Here is a 2,347-nt window from a genome sequence, read left to right on the forward strand (position 1 = left end):
GTCGTGCCGTCCGCCGTCTTGGCGGTGGTGATCCGTTGACCGCTGATGCGGCCGTCGATCCCAGGCCCGCGTTCGATGACAGTGACGTCGTAGATACCGGCGTCGATCGGATCGGCCAACACGCAGAACTCGATAGCCACCTCCAGCTGGTCGATGCCCTCCTGCAGGCGCTGCGCCGACGCCATCACCGCATCGGGCGCACCGGCGGCGCGGGCGGCAGTCCCGTCGCGGTCGAAGTAGAAGGCTTTCTCGAACCGCCAGATCGCCACCGCGCCGGGGTCGCTGCTCTCGTCGGTGACCGGGTCACCGTCGGCCTGTCCCTTGCACCAGGTGACATCGGCCGCCGCAGCACCGGCCGCAGCGGGAGCCGCCGAGGACGGCGCAGGAGCTGTGGTGGTGACGATCTCGTCGAGCGCCATCGGCTCAGCCGGTTCTGGTTCGCCGCCGAGCCCGGTGAGCAGAACTGTCGCGCCGGTCAGGCCGCCGCCGAGGACGGCGATCGCTGCGGTGACCGCAACAGCGGATCGGTGCCGTCGCCACCACGACTGAGGAGCCGGTGTGGGTACGGTGTAGGGGCCTCCAGCACGAAGCACAGAGGTCCGGGTGTCGAACGAGCTATAGCTGCCCTTCGGCCGGTCCGCGTCATCTTCGGCGGCCGGGTCGTGGCCAGGGCCGCTGTCGAACCAGTCGTCGTCCGGATCGATGTCGGCGGGTTGTTGCTCGGTCAGGACCGTCAGTCTGCGTTCGGCCGGATACTCGGAAGCTGCTGCGGCGGTCTCGATCTCGGCAACGGCAGGGTCGGCGAACCAGTCGTCGGTGGCGTCGTCGGTGGTGCGGTCTCGAGGTGCCACAACAGGCCTTTCCGAGGGTCGAGGTAAAGGAACGGGGTCGAACCTTCGGATGCAGCCCAGCCACCAGGGGTGGTCGGGCTGCACCCGGAGATCAGACCGCGAGGTTCAGACCTGCCAGTGCGGCTTTCGCCTGGTCGAGAACGGGCGCGGCGGCGGTGTTCACTGCTGCGACGGTGTCCGCCACGGCGGGCTGCTCGAGCACCGTCGAGGTGAACCGCTGGACCTGCTCGTAGGCGGGTTCGGTCCAGACCGGGGCATTACTGACCGGCTGGCTGATGATGGTGTCGATGGCGTTCTGGGTGCCGGGGGCATCGACGGTCAGCGGCGCGGCTGGAGGTGCCGGGACGCTCCCGGGGGCCGGGGCGGCGGGGAGCGGTGCTGGCTCTTCGATGATCTGCTGCTCGCCGCCCAGGACTGTTGCGCCGAGCACGCCGCCGATTGCAGCCCCTGCCCCGGTCAGGCCCAGCACGATCGGTGCCGAGAGGGCGGCACCGACGCCCGCGCCGGCAAGTGCTGCTGCGCCGGGAATAAACACCCAGCCGATCGGTCCGCCCCAGACAACGGCACCCGAGGCGGTGGTGGCTGCGACTCCGAGGCCGCCGCCGATGGCGGCCGCGGTTCCGGTGATCACTGCGGCCGGGGCGACGGAGGCTGCGAGGCCGACAGCGCCGCCGGTGAGGACACCGGTGGCGGTGCCTGCTGCGATGCGGTCAGCACGGGGCGCGTCGGCGAATCCGTTGTCCACGAGCCAGTTTCCGCCGTCGGCCTGAACAGCGGCTCCGGTGTTGTTGAACTGCTCGACCAGGTTCCGGTCCAGTAGGTTCGGGTCGTAGGGGACTAGTTCACCGCCGACGAGGACGTAGCCGTCGGGTGCGTCGATCGGTGCGATGACCTTGCGCTGCACTGTCGGGACTGGCGGCGGCGGTGCGGCCTGCAGTGCGGGTGGTGCCTCGGTCGGAGCGGTCTGCGGCGCGGGCGTGGGCTCGTAGTAGGTGGTCTGGTACGAGGACTGCTGGTTGCCGGACCGGTAGTCGTCGTAGCTACGCCATTCGGTTTGCTGCACCTGCGGTGAGACCTGGTAGCCGGGTAGGAACTGGCGTTCCTGGGTGGGGGCCGGCGGCGGTGCGACTGGGGTGGTGTCGGTGGTGCCGGATTGGGCCGTGTCGGGTGCGGTCACGAAGTCTTGCGGGGCCGCATGGGCGGTTGCGGTGCCCCATGCCAGAGCGACGGCGACGGGAACGGCAGTGAGAACGAGCGCGCGTTCTCGTCGTCGGCGGTGACGCCCGCCGATTCCTTGCTGAGCAGACATGTGCAGTGGTGCCTTTCGTAAGACGCTGCGATGCAGCGGTATTGGGTGTCGGCAGTGGAGATGGTTGATGGTGGAACAACCACCGACCGAGCTGAGAAGAATGACCGAAAACGAGGGTCAGCCTTCGGGTGATCCCCTCAGCGCAGACGACGGACAGTGCCCTGGAGAGTGGGGGCGCCGACGCTCT

Annotated in this window: 2 protein-coding genes; both read right to left on the reverse strand. The window is 69.2% G+C overall.

The window, feature by feature from the left end; all coding sequences use genetic code 11:
• Window positions 1-851 (reverse strand): hypothetical protein (locus A2J03_RS21775; protein ID WP_068378148.1); only part of this gene is annotated, 851 nt, incomplete at its 3' end.
• A gap of 91 nt (window positions 852-942) precedes the next feature.
• Entirely contained in the window at window positions 943-2,160 is a 1,218-nt protein-coding gene (locus A2J03_RS21780; RefSeq protein WP_068378150.1) for a hypothetical protein, read from the reverse strand.
• Between the last annotated feature and the right edge of the window lie 187 nt (window positions 2,161-2,347).

This window comes from Rhodococcus sp. EPR-157, from assembly GCF_001647195.1.
Taxonomy (GTDB): domain Bacteria; phylum Actinomycetota; class Actinomycetes; order Mycobacteriales; family Mycobacteriaceae; genus Rhodococcoides.